Below are 14582 nucleotides of genomic sequence, written 5' to 3'. Positions count from 1 at the left end.
GTCGGATCGCCGCATCGCCGCTCCCACAGAGATTTGGGTTGACCATGAAATTTGAGTACACCTCGTAACCCTGTGGGAGCGGGCTTGCCCGCGAAGAGGGCAGTCGCCTCACCGAAAATTCTAGGGAAACAACCATGCTCCAACTGATCCTCGGCGGCGCCCGCTCCGGCAAGAGTCGCCTGGCTGAAAAGCTCGCCATCGACAGCGCCCTGGCCGTGACCTACATCGCCACCAGCCAGCCACTGGACGGAGAAATGAGCGAGCGGGTGGCCCATCACCGCGCCCGTCGTCCTGCCGAATGGGCGTTGATCGAAGAACCGCTGGAACTGGCCCGGGTGCTGTGCGAATCCACCCGTGCCGACCGCTGCCTGCTGGTGGATTGCCTGACCCTGTGGCTCACCAATCTGCTGATGCTCGACGATGCCGAGCGCTTGCAAGCCGAGCGTGATGCCTTGCTGGACTGCCTGGCGTCGCTGCCGGGTGAAATCATTTTTGTCAGCAACGAGACCGGAATGGGTGTCGTGCCGCTGGGCGAATTGACTCGCCGCTATGTCGATGAAGCCGGTTGGCTGCATCAAGCTCTGGCTGAGCGTTGTCAGCGTGTCGTCCTGACCGTCGCCGGCCTGCCCCTGACTCTGAAAGGAACTGCGTTATGACTCAATCCTGGTGGCTGAACCCGTGTAAGCCGGTCGATACCCAAGTGGTGGAACAGGCTCAGGCGCGGCAACAGCAACTGACCAAACCGGCTGGCTCCCTTGGCCAGCTGGAAGCGGTGGCGGTGCAACTGGCGGGCTTGCAGGGGCGGGTCAAGCCAAGCCTGGAGCAGGTGTGGATCGCGATTTTTGCCGGTGACCACGGCGTCGTCGTTGAGGGCGTGTCGGCGTTTCCCCAGGAAGTGACCGGGCAGATGCTGCTCAACTTCGTCAGCGGTGGTGCGGCGATCAGCGTATTGGCGCGGCAACTGGGCGCTTCCCTTGAGGTGGTTGACCTTGGCACGGTAACGCCGTCGCTGAACCTGCCGGGTGTACTTCACCTGAATGTCGGCCCGGGCACGGCAAATTTTGTACAGGGACCGGCCATGACCGAAGCCCAGGGGCAACTCGCCCTGCAGGCCGGCCGTGACAGCGTTCAGCGGGCAATTGCCACTGGTGCGCAGTTGTTTATCGGTGGCGAAATGGGCATCGGTAACACCACCGCCGCCAGCGCCCTGGCGTGCGCGCTGCTCGATTGCCCAGTGGTGCATTTGACCGGGCCTGGCACCGGGCTCAATGCCGAAGGTGTCAGCCACAAGGCCCAAGTGATCGAGCGCGCCCTGGCATTGCATGGCGCGCAACGTGGCGATGCCTTGCAGACCCTGTTCAACCTCGGCGGTTTTGAGATCGCCGCGTTGGTCGGTGCCTATCTCGCCTGTGCCCAAGAAGGTGTCGCGGTGCTGGTGGACGGCTTCATTTGCAGTGTCGCGGCGCTGGTCGCAGTACGCTTGAATCCTGAGTGCCGTCAGTGGTTGTTGTTCGGTCATCGTGGCGCCGAGCCGGGGCATCGTTATGTGCTGGAAACCCTGAATGCGCAGCCGTTGCTCGATCTTGGTCTGCGGCTTGGCGAAGGCAGTGGCGCGGCATTGGCAGTGCCGCTGCTGCGCCTGGCGTGCGACCTGCACGGGCAGATGGCGACCTTCGCCGAAGCCGCCGTGGCAGATCGTCCGGCATGACCTTGCGCGTGGATCTGTTGCGTCACGGTGAAACCGAACTCGGTGGCGGCTTGCGTGGCAGCATCGATGATGCGTTGACCGACACGGGCTGGGCGCAGATGCGCGCCGCCGTGGTCGGGCAAGGGCCGTGGGATCGGCTGGTCAGTTCGCCGTTGCAGCGTTGTGCACGGTTTGCCGAGGAACTCGGTGCGCAATTGGGCGTGCCGGTGCAACTGGATAAAGACCTGCAAGAGCTGCATTTCGGCGCCTGGGAAGGGCAGAGCGCGGCAGCGTTGATGGAAACCGACGCGCAGGCCCTGGGTTTGTTCTGGGCCGATCCATATTCGTTCACGCCACCTCAAGGTGAGCCGGTTGCAGACTTTTCGACACGGGTGCTGGCAGCGCTGAAGCGTTTGCACGCGACCTGTGCCGGTGAGCGCATTCTGCTGATCAGCCATGGCGGTGTGATGCGCCTGTTGCTGGCACAAGCGCGCGGGCTGCCACGGGAGCAACTGCTCAACGTTGAGGTCGGGCATGGCGCGCTGTTTTCGCTGACAGTGGAGCCTGCGGGCGTGTTGAAGGAAGTGCCCTGACCATGCTGCCATTCTGGATCGCCCTGCAATTTCTCAGCAGCCTGCCGATTCGCCTGCCTGGTATGCCTGAGCCCAGGGAACTGGGGCGGTCGCTGCTGTTTTATCCGCTGGTGGGATTACTCTTTGGCGCGATTCTGTGGGCGGTCAACTGGCTGTTGCTAGGCACGCCGACCTTGTTGCACGCGGCACTTTTGCTGAGCCTTTGGGTGCTGCTCAGCGGCGGCTTGCATCTCGATGGCCTGGCGGACAGCGCTGATGCCTGGCTTGGTGGTTTTGGCGACCGCGAGCGTACGCTGACGATCATGAAAGACCCGCGCAGCGGGCCGATCGCTGTGGTGACGCTGGTGCTGGTGTTGTTGCTCAAGTTCACCGCGCTGCTGGCGCTGATCGAACAGCCGCATTCACTGGCATTGATCATCGTGCCGTTGATCGGTCGTAGCGCATTGCTCGGCTTGTTCCTGACTACGCCGTATGTGCGTGCAGGTGGCCTGGGCCAGGCATTGGCCGATCATCTCCCGCGTTCGGCGGGCAAGCAGGTGTTGGCGGTCAGTGCGCTGGCTTGTGTGTTGATTGCAGGCGTCAGCGGTGCGCTGGCGGTGGTGTTGGCGGCGCTGGGGTTTGTCTGGCTGCGCCAGGTGATGTTGCGGCGCCTGGGCGGCACGACAGGGGACACGGCGGGCGCGATGCTGGAGTTGCTGGAAGTTGCAGTGCTGGTAGGCTTGGCGCTGGCCTGATCGGGTTGTGTTGAGCGTTCCGGCCTGCTCGCGATAGCGATCTTCGGGGCACAGCCCATTCACTGAACAAGCCCCATGCCACTTGATTTAACCGACTCGCGGGTATATACACGCACCATGCTCGATTCCCAATGTTTATGCATCAACCTGCGTCGCGCCGCCCGTGGCGTCAGCAGGCACTACGACGGCGCTCTCGATGGCTTCGGGATCAACGTTGCGCAGTATTCTTTGCTGTGCAACCTGCAACGTCTGGACCAGCCGAGCATCTCGACCCTGGCCGAGGCCATGGGCCTGGATCGCAGCACCCTGGGGCGCAATTTGCGGGTGCTGGAGGGTGATGGCCTGGTGACGCTGGTCGAAGGCGAGGACATGCGCAACCGCATCGTTCTGCTGACCGAGGCCGGGGCTGAGCGCCTCAAGGCTGCCTTGCCGGCCTGGGAAGCCGCACAGCAACGCTTGATCGATCGCCTTGGCGCCGAGAAGCGCGAAACCTTATTGAAGCTGCTGGACGAACTGGCATGATGCCGGTTTTTCCGATCATAAGCGGGTATATACCCGCTACCGGAGAACAACAATGACATCGATGTGGCGTACATGCGGCTGGGTTCTGTTGGGGAGTGCGCTGATCCTTGCGTTGTCGCTGGGCGTTCGACATGGCTTCGGGCTGTTTCTGGCGCCGATGAGCGCCGAGTTCGGTTGGGGGCGTGAAGTCTTTGCCTTCGCTATCGCCCTGCAGAACCTGATCTGGGGGCTCGCACAGCCGTTCACCGGTGCCCTGGCCGACCGCTTCGGTGCGGCAAAAGTGGTGCTGATCGGTGGCGTCCTGTACGCGGCCGGGCTGATTTGCATGGGGCTCTCCGACTCAGCAATGACCCTGTCCCTGAGCGCGGGCCTGCTGATCGGCATCGGACTGTCCGGTACGTCGTTCTCGGTGATCCTGGGGGTGGTCGGCCGCGCGGTGCCGCCGGAAAAACGCAGCATGGGCATGGGGATCGCCAGTGCGGCCGGTTCGTTCGGCCAGTTTGCGATGTTGCCCGGCACACTCGGTTTGATCGGATGGCTTGGCTGGTCCGCGGCGTTGCTGGCGCTGGGCTTGCTGGTGGCATTGATCGTGCCGCTGGTGAGCATGCTCAAGGACAAGCCGCTGCCCGTCCTGGGCCACGAACAGACCCTTGGCGAAGCTCTGCGCGAAGCCTGCTCCCATTCCGGATTCTGGCTGCTGGCGTTCGGCTTTTTTGTGTGCGGATTCCAGGTGGTGTTCATCGGTGTGCACCTGCCGGCCTATCTGGTGGATCAACACCTTCCGGCGACGGTCGGCACCACGGTGCTGGCGCTGATCGGCCTGTTCAACATCTTCGGCACCTATACGGCCGGATGGCTCGGCGGGCGCATGTCCAAGCCGCGTTTGCTCACCGGTCTGTACTTGCTGCGGGCGGTTGTCATTGCGTTGTTCCTGTGGGCGCCGGTGACGACCACCACGGCTTACCTGTTCGGCATGGCCATGGGCTTCCTGTGGCTGTCGACGGTGCCGTTGACCAACGGCACGGTGGCGACCTTGTTTGGCGTGCGAAACCTGTCCATGCTCGGTGGGATTGTTTTCCTGTTTCACCAACTCGGCTCGTTCCTGGGCGGCTGGCTGGGTGGCGTGGTGTATGACCGAACCGGGAGTTATGACTTGATCTGGCAGGTGGCAATTCTCTTGAGTCTGTTGGCCGCTGCCCTCAACTGGCCGGTACGTGAGCGACCGGTAGAGCGTCTGCAATCACAAATGAGTGCGATATGAACAGTCTTTGGCCGCGGATCGCTGTAGCCGCCGTCTGCGCCTTATTGCTGGCGTTGTCGTGGTGGGGCTGGCATCAGGGCGGGCTAGCGCTGATGCAGTTGGGCATGGGTGCTTGCTAGCGAGCGGCGAGGGCGAGTAACGTCGCTTTTGACGAATTATCAAGGATGCACCGACATGCTGATGCGCTGGATTGCAGTCCCCGCGTTGCTGGTGACGTTTACCGGGCTGGCCTACGCGGCCGAGTGCCCGGAGCTTTTGCAAGGATCACTTCAAAAGCTGCGCGCCAAGGAATCCATTGACCTGTGCCAACGGTTTGAAGGTAAGCCGCTGGTGGTGGTCAATACTGCGAGCTTCTGCGGGTTCGCCCCGCAGTTCAAAAGCCTTGAGGCGCTGAACCAGCGTTACAAAGGGCAGGGGCTGGAAGTGCTGGGTGTTCCGTCCAATGACTTCAAGCAGGAGTCAAAGGATGGCGCCGAAACCGCCAAGGTTTGTTACGTCAACTATGGCGTGACTTTCACTATGACCGAGCCGCAGTCGGTACGTGGCGCCGACGCAACCCATCTGTTCAAGGTGCTGGCCGAACAGAGCAGTGCGCCAAAATGGAATTTCTACAAATACGTGGTTGATCGCAAGGGTAAGGTGATCGCCAATTTTTCCAGCCTGACCAAGCCCGATGATCCCGAGTTCATTGCTGCTGTGGAGCAAGCCCTGGCTTCAAAACCTTGATCCGCACCCACTAAAAAGCCCCGCCTCTGTACCAGAGAACGGGGCTTTTTTGATTCAGCGGGCGAGTGGTTCAGGCTCGCCATGAATCATCAGAAGCGGTAGGTCGCGCCGAGACCGAAACCGTTTGCCGAGTTTTCATACTTGGCGTCGTAGGTCTGGTTACGAGGGGCATCGTTGCGGTTGTGGATATTGACCGACTCTTCACGCAGGTACGAATACGCCAGGTCGATGGTCAGATCGTCGGTCGGGCTCCAGCCGGCGCCCACGCTGAAAATCTTGCGATCGCCAGTCGGGATGCGTGGGGAGCGGTTGACGTTGTTGGTCGGTGCCTGGTCAACGGACAGACCGGTACGCAGTACCCATTGCTTGTTCAACTGGTAGGACGCACCGATGGCGTGAGCCCAGGTGTCGTGCCAGTTCTGTTCTTCGGTGATGGTGCCGAACTGGCCGTTCAGAACAGCCGGAACACCTTTGTTTTCAACGGTGATTTCTTTCAGGCGGCTCCAGCGGGTCCAGGTGCTGCCTGCGTAAAGAGTCCACTTGTCGTCGAGCTGGTGAGTGACCGAGAAGTCCACCGATTCAGGCGTTGTCACGTCCAGCGAAGCGTCGTACTTCTGGTTCGGGTTCTGGCCGATCAGGCCCAGCAAGTTGTAGTTGACCTTGGTGTCACCCTCGAGCTCGTACTTTACTTTCGAGTGGTAGGTCAGGCCAACGCGAGTACTGTCGGTGGCTTGAACCAGCACACCGATGTTGTAGCCCAGCGCGGTGTCGTCGCCTTTGATCTTGACCTTGCCATCCGGCGGACCAGCGAGGATCGACAGGTTCGATTCCAGGGTGCCGTTGATGTGGTTGATGGTTGGGCCGAAACCGACCGAGACCTTGTCGTTGAAGGCGTAGCTGACGGTCGGTTGCAGGGTGACGACTTTAACTTCGCTCTTGCTACCGAAGTAACGACCGGCAAAGTTGTTTTCGTAGTCGGTTACCAGGCCGAACGGTGCGTACACGCCCACACCGAAGGTCCACTTGTCGTCGATTGGCTTGACGTAGTAGCCCATAGGGACGGCGATGAACGGAACCATGTCGCCGTCGTTGGTGCCGCTGTTCGGGCTGGAGCTTGCGTGGCTGATGTCAGTGTGTGCATCAAGCATCGCAACACCGCCGGTGACTTGTTCACGCTTGATGCGGGACATGCCGGCAGGGTTGCCAAAAATTGTACTTGCGTCATCGGCAGCGGAAGATCGCCCGGCAAAACCTGTACCCATCCCGCTGATGCTTTGTTCGTTGATGGCAAAGCCACTTGCGAAAATCTGGGTGGATGCCATGGCAACGGCGAGACTAAGGGTGGTTTTGAGCATTACTTTTTTCATTATTAGAACTCCTGGTGATCACCGGGGCGAAAATTACCAACATTTTCGTCCCGGCGCCATAGGCTGTATGCCTTGATTTAGAGCGGTTTTGTAGGACAATCCGACCAGATTCGCGGCGTGTTGCGCGATCTTTGGATCCAGAGGTGTCAGCAGGCTACCTGATTCAGCGGTGAAACACAGGTCTGCCAGGCGCAAGTGAAATCACGCAGACGTCCCTGGGGCTGAAATGTCTGGCGCCAGATCCTGGCCATACCCAGCAAATCATCAGGGGCGGGGAGGGGGGTATTCTGTTCTTCCACCAGCAGCCAGGCGATGGCGGTGGCGTAACGCAGGTTGACGGTCAATTCGAGGTGCGGGCCACTGAGAAACGCATGCTGGCTGGCCAGGCCGCGGACCAGGCTTGCACGGTCCGGATCAAGGGCCAGGTAGTGGTCCCAAAGGGCCTGGTGGCGGGGCTCGGCAATGCGGTACAAGCCGTGCCCACGGCGGTCATGCAGGGCGGAACCAAGGGCGGACTGGCTGGCGGCAATGCCCAGCAGCAGGGATTCGGCAGTAGCGCTATGACGTCCGAGGTAGATCAAGGTCGGACGAATCACATAACGGCACAGTTCGCTGGCAGCGATACCCATAAAACCCTCGAAACCTGAAATGGACGGCGATACCTGAAAGGGGGCTTGGCAGCAGTGAATCGACTCAGGCTCGCCGCAAGCGGGTCAAGCCGCTTGAGTTGAAGTGTAGTGTCATATTCGCGCTGTAAAGGCCTGTTTTTAAAATATTTCCAGCGACCAGTTATAACCGTTATATCGGATCGTGCTTAGTCGTGATTCGAGGGGAAGGAAATATCGGGCAATAAAAAGCCCCGCTTTTCGGGCAGGGCTTTTGGGTTTTTCAGCCTTTCTGGCGTTTCAGGCAACCAGTGCCTGACGGGTACGCTCGATCACGGCCTGCAGCGGCTCGGCGCTGGAGTATTGATCGGGGTACAGGCGTTCGCTGTGACGAGCGATACCGTGTTCGTTGACCAGGGTGAAGCTGAAGCAGCCTTTGCGAGCGGCCATGATCAGACAGTTCATTGGTGCAAAAGCGTTGGTTAGGGTGCGAATGGCATCCTGAGTGTGGATTTGAGTAGACATTATTGGGTGTTCCTACAAATGACACGGATAAGAACCGTGCAACGTTAAAACGTTCCAGTAACGTCGATCACCATTGATCGAACGAAGAACCCGACTGGAACAAAGCAGCCAGTTTGAAGCGCTGATAAGTTGGCGCGCTTGGGCTGGCAGGTAGGTACTTAGGAGGGCAGGCAACACATCAAGGGCAAAGGTTCTGGGCCCGGGGTGAAGATCCTGATCAATTTGCAGGTTGGTTCGAGCAGAGTAGACAGGCGGAGCAACACCCTTTGCTTTCGATTCAAAGGTTGTGTTGGCGCAAGATTTACCTGGAAACCATCGAGGTGGTCGATCCCGCTTGTTCGGTGGAGGCTTCCGTTGGGAAGGCTGACCGGGGGGATTTGTTCGACCAGAATTGACTTTCAGCTTGGTACTAACGCCGCGGATACTAACGGATTGAACTGGCCAATGGAAGTGTGTTAGCGAAAAGAATTTCCCGGCAGGTGCCTGATCGGGCTGTTTTTCCTTCGTAGAGGTGCGTACAAAGCTACGCGGCCCTGGATTGATACGCCCTGTTTCGGGACACAAACCGACCACTGGTCATCGAAGTTTGTAGCAACGCAGCCGTCCAGGCACCGGGTTTGCCAAGGCTTATCCCCAGGCACGACAAAAATATGCGCCGAAAAAGGGCGTTGATATAACCATCGCAAAGGCACTTGTGCACATTAGTTGCGCGGTCTGTCACCCTGCTGTCATCTCACGTTCAAGCGTAATGGCTGCCTGTAACCAAAATTTAAGTCAATGAAAAACATCGCTTTTTTTTACTGGTGAAAAAATCGTCAGTTTGACTGCGAGCCCCATTCCACAGGGCTTTGAGCGGGTTCGAAGGCGGTTGTCCACTGAGTTATCCACAGCTTCTGTGGATTGTCCCGAGCGCTTGCTCTAGGACGGGCGTGCCGGGATATTTTCAGCTTTACCTGTAAGAAAAAGAGAGTAAAGTTGCGCGCCTTCTGATCTGCCCCACAGTGCTTTATGAAGTTTCGCTCAGCCTCTGTTTCCTCTTCCTCCACACCGCCCTCTGTTGCCCCTACCAAGCGCTTTTCCATGCGCGTGGCGGAGTGGCTGTTGGACAGTCCGCATCTGGGCGAAAACCGTAACGTCAAACACATCGCCGGACGTCTGCTCAAGCAACCGGCCCGTGAAGGCGTGGTGGCTGCGCAAAGCCGTCTTGGCCAGTTGATGTGCCGCGAATGCGGGAATGCCCGGGACCGCCGGATCGGTCAGGACCTGTTGCGTCAGGCCGCTCGGGCAGGAGATCACCGCGCTCAACAGGAACTGGGGCTGATCGAAGACTGAGCTGTCCAAGACCGGACCTCTTGGTTAACCTTCAGGCTTTATCCGAATGGCAGGAATGGCTATGGCAATGGACTTGACCAGCGTATTGCTGGGTCTGGCAGGGGCAGCGTTGCCGTTGCTGGTATTGGCCTGGCAGCTGCAGCGTCGGGCCAGCACCACGCAAGCGGATGTCGCGCTGCTGCAAGAACGCCTGGCCATGGCGCAACTGGCGCAGGACGGCTTGAATGCCCAGCTCGAATCCAGCCGCGATGAAGCGGCTGACCTGACCCAGGCCAACGCTGCCAAACAGGCTGATCTGGCTGCGCTGCGTCGTGAAGTCGAATTGCTGCAGATCGAGCGCGACGACGCCCGGGATGCGGCCCATGCATGGAATATCGAACGCGCCGGCAAAGAAGCCGAATTGCGCCGCCTGGATGCCCAGGCCGCGTCGCTCAACGCCGAATTGCGCGAGCAACAGGACAGTCATCAGCAGCGCCTCAACGACCTGCAAGGTTCGCGGGACGAGTTGCGCGCGCAGTTCGCCGAGCTGGCGGGGAAGATTTTCGATGAGCGCGAGCAGCGCTTTGCCGAAACCAGCCAACAGCGCCTGGGGCAGTTGCTCGATCCGCTCAAGGAACGTATCCAGTCCTTCGAAAAACGAGTCGAGGAAAGCTATCAGAACGAGGCCCGTGAGCGGTTCTCCCTGGCCAAGGAGCTGGAGCGCCTGCAACAGCTGAATTTGCGCCTGAGCGACGAAGCCACCAACCTGACCCGCGCCTTGAAAGGGCAGAAGACCCAGGGCAACTGGGGCGAGCTGATTCTTGAGCGCGTGCTCGAGCATGCGGGGCTGGAGAAAGGCCGCGAGTACCAGACCCAGGTCAATCTCAAGGGACCGGACGGCGAGCGTTTCCAGCCGGACGTGATCATTTATCTGCCGGGTGACAAGCAGGTGGTGGTCGATTCCAAGGTCAGCCTGACGGCCTATCAGCAATACGTCGCGGCTGAGGACGAGGCCATCGGCCAGATCGCCATCAAGCAGCACGTGCTGTCGTTGCGTAATCACGTCAAAGGCCTGGCCGGCAAGGACTACAAGCGCCTCGATGGCCTGCACAGCCTGGATTTCGTGTTGCTCTTCGTGCCGATCGAGGCGGCGTTTTCGGCCGCGTTGCAGGCTGAGCCGACGCTGTTCCAGGAGGCATTCGATCGCAACATCGTGATCGTCAGTCCCACCACCTTGCTGGCGACCCTGCGTGTGATCGACAGCCTGTGGAAGCAGGAGCGCCAGAGTCAGAATGCCCGGGAAATCGCCGAGCGGGCCGGGTGGCTGTACGACAAGTTCGTGCTGTTCATTCAGGATCTGGACGAAGTCGGCAATCGCCTGCAGCAACTGGACAAGGCCTACAGTTCGGCACGCAACAAGCTGACAGAGGGGCGCGGCAACCTGGTCAGTCGCAGTGAACAACTCAAGCTGCTGGGCGCGCGGGCGAGCAAGAGCCTGCCGGCGGACTTGCTGGAGCGGGCGATGACTGATGTGGATGGGTTGGTCGAGTTGCCGGAATAGCCCCGGTCGACTGCTGATTACTGTGGCGAGGGGGCAAGCGTTAGCTGCCGCGCTACAACGGTATGTACCGGCTCAACAACGCCCGCAACGCCGCCGGTTTCACCGGTTTGGCCAGGTAATCCAGCCCCGCGGCATGCACCAGGTCGACCGTCTCTGGCCGGCCATCGGCGCTGATCACCACCCCCGGAACCGGCTCGCCCATTTGCGTGCGCAACCACGCCATCAAATCGGTTCCGGTCTCGCCGTGATCGAGGTGGTAATCCACCAGCGCCAATTGCGGGCGCATGCCTTCGTCAAGCAACGCGGCGCATTCCTCGCGATTGCGCGCGGTCCAGACCTGGCAACCCCAGCGGCTGAGCAGGCTGTTCATGCCGATCAGGATGCTGTCTTCATTGTCGATACACAGCACCTGTGCGCCATTGAGCAATTTGCCATTGAGTTCGGCGACCTTGACCGGCGCAGCGGTCTGCGCCCGGGCCAGCGGCACGCTGACGCTGAACACGCTACCGCGTCCCGGCCAGGAGCGTACGCGCAAGGTATGACCGAGCACGCGACATAGCCCGTCGGCAATCGCCAGCCCCAGGCCGAGGCCTTTTTCGGCTCGTGTCTGGTGGCTGTCGAGGCGCTTGAACTCTTCGAAAATCACCTGCAGTTTATCTTCCGGAATACCTGGCCCACGGTCCCAGACTTCCAGGCACAGTTGGTCCTGGTGTCGGCGAACCCCCAGCAGCACCGGCCCTTTGCCGTAGCGGAAAGCGTTGGTCAGGAAGTTCTGCAGGATCCGCCGCAACAGTTTGATGTCGCTGTCGACCCGCAACGTGCTTGCGCGAACCCGGAACTCCAGTTTTTGTTCTCGCGCCAACACCTTGAACTCTGTACCGAGGGTGTCGAACAGTTCGTTGAGGGCGAATGGCTGGCGATTAGGGTTGATCTTGCCGTTTTCCAGGCGGGAAATGTCCAGCAGGTCGCTGATCAAGTCCTCGGCCGAGCGCAGCGAGCTGTCCAGGTGCCCGACCAGTTTCTGCGCTTCGCCGGACAACCCATCGTCTTGATGGGAGAGGGCGGCGGAGAACAGCCGTGCCGCATTCAACGGTTGCATCAAGTCATGGCTGACGGCTGCGAGGAAACGGGTCTTCGACTGGTTGGCCGCCTCGGCGGTGCCCTTGGCTTCGGTCAGGGCAACGTTGAGCTGCGACAATTCGTGGGTCCGTTCGGTGACCCGTCGCTCCAGGCCTTCGTTGGCTTCGGTCAGCGCCTGCTCTGCTTCGCGGAACGCGGTGATGTCGGTGAAACTCATGACGAAGCCGCCGCCCGGCATCGGGTTGCCGATCAGCTCGATCACCCGACCATTGGGGAACAGGCGCTCGGAGGTATGCGCGCGGCCCTGACGCATCCAGTGCAGGCGACGCGCGACGTGCACTTCGGCTTCGCCGGGGCCACACAGTCCGCGCTCGGCATTGTGGCGAATAATGTCGGCGATGGGCCGGCCGACGCTGATCAGGCCGTCCGGGTAGTTGAACAGCTCCAGGTATCGGCGGTTCCAGGCCACCAGCTTCAGCGACTGGTCGACGACGCTGATGCCCTGGGTGATGTTCTCGATGGCGCCTTGCAGCAAGGCACGGTTGAATTGCAGTACCTCCGAGGCTTCGTCGGCGATGCGCACGACGTCCTCCAGTTGCATCTCCCGGCCTTCAATGGCGGCCTTTACCACCGCGCGGGTCGAGGAAGCACCGAGCACGCCGGCCAGCAAGCGTTCGGTATGGGCGATCCATTCACTGTCGGCGTTCTGGTTCGGGTTGAAGCCCTTGCCCTGGCGATAGGCAAAGCGGATAAAGCTTTGACGGGCACGTTCTTCGCCGACGAAGCGTGCCGCCAGTTGCAGCAGGTCGTCGATCTGCACTGAAAGCATCGAGCGTGCGCTGGGGCGAGCGCTGATTTCCTGGCCGATGAAGCGGCCCGCCTGCCAGTGCTCGGAAACCCGGGTGCGCGACAGCACCGAGACCCAGGCGAACAGCGTGAAGTTGCCTGCCAGCGACAGCACCACGCCCTGGGTCAGCGGGGTGATCGGCAGGTTCAGTGGATTGCTGTGCAGCCAGGCCAGCCCCGGGAACGTGCTCAAGGACACACCGAGGCTAAGGGCGGCAATCGGCAGGATCAAGGTGTAGAACCACAGGAAGGTGCCTGCGGCGAGGCCAGCGAAAACACCGCGGCGGTTGGCCTGTTTCCAGTACAGCGCACCGAGCATGGCGGGGGCCAACTGGGTTACGGCGGCGAAGGCGATCTGGCCAATGGTCGCCAGGCTGGCGGTCGAGCCCAGCAGGCGATAACTGACGTAGGCCAGCAGCAGAATGACCACGATACTGACGCGGCGCACCGACAGCATCCACTGGCGGAACACTTCGAACGGGCGCTCGGCGTTGTTGCGACGCAGCAGCCAGGGCAGCAGCATATCGTTGGACACCATGGTCGACAGCGCCACGCTGGCCACGATCACCATGCCGGTGGCCGCCGATGCGCCACCGATAAATGCCAGCAGGGCCAACGCCGGATGCGCCTGGGCCAGGGGCAGGCTGATGACGAACGAGTCCGGCAACACCGAGCTGGGCAGCATCATCTGGCCGGCCAGGGCGATCGGCACGACAAACAAAGCGGCGAGGGCGAGGTAGGCCGGGAATACCCACTTGGCCAGGCGCAGATCCTGAGGGTCGATGTTCTCGACAACGGTCACGTGGAACTGCCGTGGCAGGCAAATGATCGCCATCATCGCCACACCGGTCTGCACCACCATCGACGGCCAGTTGATGGTTTCCTTCCAGTACTGTTCGAGTCGCGGCGCCAACATGGCCTGGTCAAAGAGGTCGTCGAAACCGTCGTACAGGCCGTAGGTCACGAAGGCGCCGACGGCGAGAAACGCGAACAGCTTCACCAATGATTCGAAGGCGATGGCCAGCACCATGCCGCGGTGGTGCTCCGTGGCGTCGAGGTTGCGGGTACCGAAGACTATGGTGAACAGCGCCAGCACCAGCGACACGATCAGCGCGGTGTCCTGGGCACGGGTGCCCATGGCGTCGGCGCCGGCACCGATCAGCAGGTTCACACCGAGCACGATGCCTTTGAGCTGCAGCGCAATGTATGGCAACACACCAACCAGGCAAATCAGCGCCACTACCACCGCCAGCGACTGGGATTTGCCATAGCGCGCGGCGATGAAGTCGGCGATCGAGGTGATGTTTTCCTGTTTGCTGATCATCACCATTTTTTGCAGGACCCACGGCGCGCCGACCAGCAACAGGATCGGCCCGAGGTAGATCGGCAGGAACGACCAGAGCTGTTCGGCGGCCTGGCCCACCGCGCCGAAAAAGGTCCAGCTGGTGCAATAGACCGCCAGCGACAGGCTGTACACCCAGGCCCGCACACGCGGCGGCAAGGGCGCGCTGCGACGGTCGCCATAGAAGGCGATGGCGAACATGATGGCCATATAGGCCAGGGCGACGACGGCAATCAGCCCGGTGGACAGCGACATGGGGACTCCAGACAAAAGGCTCCCGGGCCTCCCGCCCGGACAAACAGTCTCGCACGACCGCCAGCGTTAGTCAGTGTCGACCAAGGTCGTGGCGTGGTGGGGTGTCGCAGGAGGATTTGCAGTGCCTGAACCGGCCCCATCGCGAGCAAGCTCGCTCCCACATTTGC

General features: G+C 60.8%; 14 protein-coding genes. 10 read left to right on the top strand and 4 right to left on the bottom strand.

Annotated elements, in window-relative coordinates; genetic code table 11:
* Nucleotides 1-134 precede the first annotated feature (134 nt).
* The 8 genes from cobU (at nt 135) to VC35_RS02645 (ending at nt 5523) form a co-directional block, all read left to right on the top strand.
* Nucleotides 135-656 (top strand): bifunctional adenosylcobinamide kinase/adenosylcobinamide-phosphate guanylyltransferase, encoded by a 522-nt coding sequence (gene cobU, locus VC35_RS02675; RefSeq protein WP_046037623.1) that lies wholly within the window; start codon nt 135-137, stop codon nt 654-656.
* Nucleotides 653-1708 carry a nicotinate-nucleotide--dimethylbenzimidazole phosphoribosyltransferase gene (gene cobT / locus VC35_RS02670; RefSeq protein WP_046037622.1) on the top strand — a complete coding sequence of 352 codons (1056 nt, stop codon included), beginning with the start codon at nt 653-655 and terminating at the stop codon, nt 1706-1708. The genes cobU and cobT overlap by 4 nt, the downstream gene beginning before the upstream one ends.
* Nucleotides 1705-2280, top strand: a complete 576-nt coding sequence (gene cobC / locus VC35_RS02665) for an alpha-ribazole phosphatase family protein (protein ID WP_046037621.1) — start codon at nt 1705-1707, stop codon at nt 2278-2280. Before cobT ends, cobC begins: the two co-directional genes overlap by 4 nt.
* Before the next feature lie 2 nt (nt 2281-2282).
* Nucleotides 2283-3014 carry an adenosylcobinamide-GDP ribazoletransferase gene (locus tag VC35_RS02660; RefSeq protein WP_046037620.1) on the top strand — a complete coding sequence of 244 codons (732 nt, stop codon included), beginning with the start codon at nt 2283-2285 and terminating at the stop codon, nt 3012-3014.
* A gap of 117 nt (nt 3015-3131) precedes the next feature.
* Complete coding sequence (locus tag VC35_RS02655; protein ID WP_046037619.1) at nt 3132-3536, top strand: MarR family winged helix-turn-helix transcriptional regulator; 405 nt, start codon at nt 3132-3134, stop codon at nt 3534-3536.
* Between the two features lie 52 nt (nt 3537-3588).
* The gene (locus VC35_RS02650; protein WP_046037618.1) at nt 3589-4797 is read left to right on the top strand and encodes an MFS transporter; all 1209 of its coding nucleotides are present in this window, start codon (nt 3589-3591) and stop codon (nt 4795-4797) included.
* Nucleotides 4794-4916 (top strand): hypothetical protein, encoded by a 123-nt coding sequence (locus tag VC35_RS29830; protein WP_007977581.1) that lies wholly within the window; start codon nt 4794-4796, stop codon nt 4914-4916. Before VC35_RS02650 ends, VC35_RS29830 begins: the two co-directional genes overlap by 4 nt.
* Nucleotides 4917-4971: 55 nt before the next feature.
* A complete protein-coding gene (locus VC35_RS02645; RefSeq protein ID WP_046037617.1) occupies nt 4972-5523 on the top strand; it encodes a glutathione peroxidase in 552 nt (183 codons plus the stop codon).
* A gap of 89 nt (nt 5524-5612) precedes the next feature.
* Here the strand turns inward: VC35_RS02645 and VC35_RS02640 are convergent, their stop codons facing one another.
* The 3 genes from VC35_RS02640 to VC35_RS02630 form a co-directional block, all read right to left on the bottom strand.
* On the bottom strand, nt 5613-6890 hold the full coding sequence (locus VC35_RS02640) for an OmpP1/FadL family transporter (protein ID WP_046037616.1): 1278 nt from the start codon (nt 6888-6890) through the stop codon (nt 5613-5615).
* Nucleotides 6891-7036: 146 nt separating this feature from the next.
* Entirely contained in the window at nt 7037-7519 is a 483-nt protein-coding gene (locus VC35_RS02635) for a hypothetical protein (protein WP_046037615.1), read from the bottom strand.
* A gap of 276 nt (nt 7520-7795) precedes the next feature.
* A complete protein-coding gene (locus VC35_RS02630) occupies nt 7796-8020 on the bottom strand; it encodes a hypothetical protein (RefSeq protein ID WP_007898912.1) in 225 nt (74 codons plus the stop codon).
* 1008 nt (nt 8021-9028) lie between these two features.
* On the opposite strand from VC35_RS02630, the gene VC35_RS02620 reads away from it, so the two are divergent.
* Both VC35_RS02620 and VC35_RS02615 read left to right on the top strand, forming a co-directional pair.
* Nucleotides 9029-9352, top strand: coding sequence for an SEL1-like repeat protein (locus VC35_RS02620; RefSeq protein ID WP_080925238.1), 324 nt, complete (start codon nt 9029-9031; stop codon nt 9350-9352).
* A 175-nt stretch (nt 9353-9527) separates the two neighbouring features.
* Nucleotides 9528-10892: a DNA recombination protein RmuC gene (locus VC35_RS02615; RefSeq protein WP_162252406.1), complete on the top strand. Its 1365-nt coding sequence runs from the start codon at nt 9528-9530 to the stop codon at nt 10890-10892.
* A 52-nt stretch (nt 10893-10944) separates the two neighbouring features.
* On the opposite strand, the gene VC35_RS02610 is transcribed toward VC35_RS02615, so the two are convergent.
* Nucleotides 10945-14415 (bottom strand): hybrid sensor histidine kinase/response regulator, encoded by a 3471-nt coding sequence (locus VC35_RS02610; RefSeq protein WP_046037612.1) that lies wholly within the window; start codon nt 14413-14415, stop codon nt 10945-10947.
* Nucleotides 14416-14582 lie beyond the last annotated feature (167 nt).

The organism is Pseudomonas fluorescens, from assembly GCF_000967965.1.
GTDB lineage: Bacteria > Pseudomonadota > Gammaproteobacteria > Pseudomonadales > Pseudomonadaceae > Aquipseudomonas > Aquipseudomonas grandcourensis.
Note: the sequence above shows the minus strand (reverse complement) of the source record. Positions and strands in the feature narration are given on the sequence as shown.

What these genes read in the sequence shown, in the direction of transcription:
- cobU (WP_046037623.1), top strand. Translation starts at nt 135, where the DNA reads ATGCTCCAACTGATCCTCGGCGGCGCCCGCTCCGGCAAGAGTCGCCTG.
- cobT (WP_046037622.1), top strand. Translation starts at nt 653, where the DNA reads ATGACTCAATCCTGGTGGCTGAACCCGTGTAAGCCGGTCGATACCCAA.
- cobC (WP_046037621.1), top strand. Translation starts at nt 1,705, where the DNA reads ATGACCTTGCGCGTGGATCTGTTGCGTCACGGTGAAACCGAACTCGGT.
- VC35_RS02660 (WP_046037620.1), top strand. Translation starts at nt 2,283, where the DNA reads ATGCTGCCATTCTGGATCGCCCTGCAATTTCTCAGCAGCCTGCCGATT.
- VC35_RS02655 (WP_046037619.1), top strand. Translation starts at nt 3,132, where the DNA reads ATGCTCGATTCCCAATGTTTATGCATCAACCTGCGTCGCGCCGCCCGT.
- VC35_RS02650 (WP_046037618.1), top strand. Translation starts at nt 3,589, where the DNA reads ATGACATCGATGTGGCGTACATGCGGCTGGGTTCTGTTGGGGAGTGCG.
- VC35_RS29830 (WP_007977581.1), top strand. Translation starts at nt 4,794, where the DNA reads ATGAACAGTCTTTGGCCGCGGATCGCTGTAGCCGCCGTCTGCGCCTTA.
- VC35_RS02645 (WP_046037617.1), top strand. Translation starts at nt 4,972, where the DNA reads ATGCTGATGCGCTGGATTGCAGTCCCCGCGTTGCTGGTGACGTTTACC.
- VC35_RS02640 (WP_046037616.1), bottom strand. Translation starts at nt 6,890, where the DNA reads ATGAAAAAAGTAATGCTCAAAACCACCCTTAGTCTCGCCGTTGCCATG.
- VC35_RS02635 (WP_046037615.1), bottom strand. Translation starts at nt 7,519, where the DNA reads ATGGGTATCGCTGCCAGCGAACTGTGCCGTTATGTGATTCGTCCGACC.
- VC35_RS02630 (WP_007898912.1), bottom strand. Translation starts at nt 8,020, where the DNA reads ATGTCTACTCAAATCCACACTCAGGATGCCATTCGCACCCTAACCAAC.
- VC35_RS02620 (WP_080925238.1), top strand. Translation starts at nt 9,029, where the DNA reads ATGAAGTTTCGCTCAGCCTCTGTTTCCTCTTCCTCCACACCGCCCTCT.
- VC35_RS02610 (WP_046037612.1), bottom strand. Translation starts at nt 14,415, where the DNA reads ATGTCGCTGTCCACCGGGCTGATTGCCGTCGTCGCCCTGGCCTATATG.